The sequence below is a fragment of the Thiorhodococcus minor genome, assembly GCF_010820565.1.
In the GTDB taxonomy this organism is placed as follows: Bacteria; Pseudomonadota; Gammaproteobacteria; order Chromatiales; family Chromatiaceae; genus Thiorhodococcus; species Thiorhodococcus minor.
Window position 1 is genome coordinate 1 of record NZ_JAAIJQ010000182.1, and the last position, 3565, is coordinate 3565.

Sequence of the window (3565 nt, forward strand, 5' to 3'; positions counted from 1 at the left end):
CGTCGCACCGGTGGCGCCTGATAACGACCGCTCTTGAACCGTTCGAGCAGGTCGCTCAGGTTCTCGTGCAGCCGCGCCTCATAGGCCTCGGCGGTCACCCCGTCCACACCCACCGCACCGTCCTTGCGCGTACGCCGGTACGCCTCTTCCAGCCACATCAGGTCGATGTGGTGCGCCAGCGTGGTCAGCACCATCCCCGGCGCCTGTCTCGCCAAGCTCGCGATCGTCTCTTGTTTCGTTATGATGGTCTCGCAACCCAATGTTTGCGCCATCTGTCCCTCCAGACGCTGTCTCAACCGATCGGCCGCTTCCCTCCCATGGGTCCGCTCGGGTGCGTTCCCCACGCTCAACGGTACTATCAGCCGACTCTGACGGCTCAGCCGCCATCGCGCCACACTTCGTTGCCTTCGCTTGGTGCTACCTTGCCTTCGGTCCTGTTCGCAACCGTCGGCCGGACCCCTCCAACGGCATTCTGGGCCGCTTCTTACGCGGCGCCCGCACCGCGTCCCTGGCAAGGAACGACTGAGCCCTCCCAGGTTCCTGGGCGACCCGTGCGTGCATGCCCTGCTCTCAGACCCCGGCGGAGTCTCGACATCAGGCCGCTACAATGCCGAGACTGTTGCCTTCCGGTGATTGGAATGCGTCGGCTCCGCTGGCATCAGTTTCGGGGCTCTATCACACAGCCTACACGCCCCCTGTGTTCGCTTCGCAGCCGGGATCGCTCCCGCACCACGCCACACTCGGTTCCGGTGGATGGCCAATCCTTACCGGCTCGGGACTTGCACCCGGTGGGCCGCAACAAGGAGTTTCCGATTCGCTTATCCGTCCGCTATCTTCCTCTCCTTCCAGGCTTTGCCTGGCGCAACCAAACGATGATCAAGGCCTCTTTCAACGAACGAGCCAGGCATGAAGATATTGATAGCCCTCGGGCAGGATATGACGATTGGCGGTCATTTTAACACTACCCAAGCATGGGTTAGGGAGTTAAAGCGTAGAGGGCATACGATAGTCGTGCTCTCAAAGGCTGGGCCACCGGATTTGATAAAGCCTTTCGTTGACGCGGGTGCACAGGTGCGAGTCTTTTCGAGACCAGAATTTGTGACGGGTCGGAGATTTGCCGCCGGTGGGTATCTCTTGGGTGCGCTCGAGATTGCACGGCTGCTACGAAGAGATCAGATCGATCTCGTGCAACTGCACGACTCACCCGTGCTAAATTCCGGCTATTTTGCCGCTTGTTTGACAAGGCGACCTTGTGTCTATTTGCAAGCAGGCGGTGAGCATAGAAATATCGGTGTTCCTTCGAAGTGCGAGCTCGTTGTGCTGAGTGAAGAGCAGAGGAAAGGTTATGAGGCCGAGGGAATCTGTGCGACGGTGATCTTGGCCCGAATTGACCAGGAGGTGTTCTGTCCAGGCCAGTGCGAGTCCGAAGTTTCTGACATGTACAGGCTCCCGGCGAATGGAAGGCGCTTAATCGCGGCGCTTCGGCTAGAAGGGGCGAAGAAGCCGTGGCTGGACACTATCGTGGGTCTTGTTGAGGCTTACGGCGGAGCCGAGCCTCTTCATGTCGCGCTAGCTGGCGGAGGGCAGCTCTATTCGCAGATCGAGAAGACAGCGAGTTTTCTAAATGCGCGGGAACGGAAGTTCGGCCGTTTGCACCTCCTCGGCCCGATACCTGATCAAAATCGGATGTGCGATCTTTACCGTTGGTCAGATGCTTTTATCGGTAACGGCCGCGGGGTCATGGAGGCTATGTCCACCGGGAAGCCAGCTTTCGTGGTCGGAGAACAAGGAGAGGTTGAGCTTATAGCAGAAGATAACATTGAGGAAATTGGTAACGAGAACTTCTCGGGGCGTCATTTTCGAAAGCGGGCTACGAAATCGAAGATGGGCGACGAGTTACTTCAAGTCTTTGATGATAAATTGATGTGCCACTGCGCATCCTTCTCGTTGGCTTATGCTCGGGCAAACTTTTCCGCAGCCCAGGGTGCGATCGAACTGGAAACGGTGCATTGCCGTGCAAGGCAAAATAGATTACGCGATCTATTGATGTGGCTACTGAGGCGGCCCAAGCGTTCCGTTCGCGCGGGCTTGTCCTAGTGCCCGTGAAGACTAGAATGACTGGTGAGTCATGAATTCAGCCGGCTTGTCGTTAGAGCGAAGCGCAAACAAAGGGAATATGCCCACATCTTTCCTCGTCGGTTTCTGGCTGCTGTTGCTCGCGACCGTTGTCAATGCTCTTGAAGCATATGGAATGCAGTTTAAGACTATCTATATGTCCGCTCTGCTAATCTCGGTAGGGACTCCTTTAATCGTTTGGCCGGCCGCGCGAAATCTGTTTGCGAGGCTCAGTGAGTTCGATGCACTTACACGTTTTGCCTATCTGTTCTTTCTGATTGTTTGTATTATTACTGCTGTTAGACCTTTAGCTGAACTTGACCTCACGACATATCGTGATCTATTCGGAATACGTTATGGGGCATGGGCTTGGCTGATTCCGCTTACAATGCTTTTGCCGGTCGGCGTCGGATTTATTCAGCCGTTCTTAAGCATGGCGATCAGGCATGCACGATTCGGGATCATCGCCGGAGTCACAAGTATCGCTTTGCCATTCGGCATCATTACCGACCTTAAGTTAACCTGGGGCTGTGGATTATTGATGCTGCTGTGGAATTACCTGCCGTCCAAAGGTCGAAAGATAGCGCTCATCAGTGTTTTGATGACGATCGGTATCGCGACCTTGAATGGGACGCGTACGCAAGCAGGAGGCTATTTCTTTTTGTTCGTGAGCTCTTTGTACATTCTGGCTTTCCAGCGTCATGCGCTGCGCTGGCGACGGGTGTTAGCGATGCTGTTCGGTTTGCCGGTTGTTCTCGGGCTGACTGCCGTTATTTGGTCCAATGATACATTGAAGATTGCAGACACTGCGTTAATGGAGCGAATTGAAGCGAGTAAGGAAGGGCTTCTTGTGGATACCCGGACACGAGGAACAGGGGAAACGTTGTGGAGTGATTTCTACGCGGATCTCAAGTTTAAGGATTATTTGATCGGACGAGGAGCTATGGGTAAGTATCGGAGCGCGGCAAGCGGGGGCATCGAGCGACTGAATATCGAGTGGGGTTATGGTCAGGTTTTGCTCAAAGGAGGCCTTTTTCTTTTGCTGCCGATGTTGTTCTTGGCAGGCCGAGCTGTCTGGAAAGGGCTGCTTAGTTCTAAGAATTGGATGGTCAGGGGCTTTGCTTTTATCGTCATCGGTTGGCTTCTGGAGATGTCGTTTTTTGGCTTACCGGCAACGATTCCTCGTTATGTGTTATTCTGGATCGCTATTGGAGTCTGCCTTCGGCCGTCGCTTTGTCGCCTCACCGATGCTCAGCTTGCGGAGTCGTTTCGAGCGATGAAAATGCACGGTATTCCGCCTCGGCCGCATGTATAACGGCATTGAGAACGAAAGTCGATATACATGTGTACGAATCCAAAGCTAAAGTTTTCGGACTGAAGTTTCGCCGTTTCCCTCATGCCACGAGCCGCATCACCTCTGAGATGAAGGATTTTCGCTGGGCTTTGCCGG

2 protein-coding genes and 1 pseudogene are annotated in these 3565 nt (G+C 54.7%); 2 read left to right on the plus strand and 1 reads right to left on the minus strand.

Annotated features, from left to right (window positions below; all coding sequences use genetic code 11):
- Nucleotides 1-272 (minus strand): annotated as a pseudogene (locus G3446_RS25965) (group II intron reverse transcriptase/maturase); the annotation flags it as partial.
- A gap of 634 nt (nt 273-906) precedes the next feature.
- On the opposite strand from G3446_RS25965, the gene G3446_RS25970 reads away from it, so the two are divergent.
- On the plus strand, nt 907-2097 hold the full coding sequence (locus G3446_RS25970) for a glycosyltransferase (RefSeq protein WP_164456562.1): 1191 nt from the start codon (nt 907-909) through the stop codon (nt 2095-2097).
- A gap of 31 nt (nt 2098-2128) precedes the next feature.
- Nucleotides 2129-3430 (plus strand): hypothetical protein, encoded by a 1302-nt coding sequence (locus G3446_RS25975; RefSeq protein ID WP_164456563.1) that lies wholly within the window; start codon nt 2129-2131, stop codon nt 3428-3430.
- The last annotated feature ends 135 nt before the right edge of the window (nt 3431-3565 follow it).